The organism is Streptomyces albus subsp. albus (assembly GCF_000719865.1).
Taxonomy (GTDB): Bacteria; Actinomycetota; Actinomycetes; order Streptomycetales; family Streptomycetaceae; genus Streptomyces; species Streptomyces albus_E.
The window spans coordinates 1-446 of record NZ_JOID01000095.1 but is presented as its reverse complement, the minus strand read 5'-3'; the positions used below and the strand labels follow the sequence as shown (position 1 = coordinate 446).

1 protein-coding gene is annotated in these 446 nt (G+C 70.4%); it reads right to left on the bottom strand.

Features of this window, described 5'->3' with window-relative positions; all coding sequences use genetic code 11:
* Positions 1-446, bottom strand: a 446-nt coding sequence (locus IF83_RS0129530) for a sensor histidine kinase (protein ID WP_030549488.1), incomplete at both ends; no start/stop codon positions are given.

The following is a 446-nucleotide window of genomic DNA, read 5'->3' as shown; positions in this document are numbered from 1 at the left end:
GGTGTGCCAGATGTCGATGGTGGCGTGGTGGGCGTGGCTGTGTTTGCTGATGTTCTGGAGGAGTTCGGAGACGGTGAAGTAGGCGATGCCTTCGATGGCGGGTGCGGGGCGGTGGGGGAGGTCGGTGGTGACGGTGACGGGGACGGTGCAGCGGGCGGCGAGGTGGGAGAGGGCGGGGCCGAGTCCGCGGTCGGTGAGGATGGCGGGGTGGATGCCGCGGGCGAGGTCGCGGAGTTCGCGGAGGGCGGTTTTCACTTCGCCGTGGGCTTCGTCGACCATTTTGGCGGCGGCTTGGGGGTCTTCGAGGAGTTTTTCCCTGGCGAGGCCGAGGTCCATGGCGAGGGCGACGAGGCGGGCCTGTGCTCCGTCGTGGAGGTCGCGTTCGATGCGGCGGAGGTCCGCGGCGGCGGTGTCGATGACCGCCCCCCGCCCCGACTCCAGCTCGG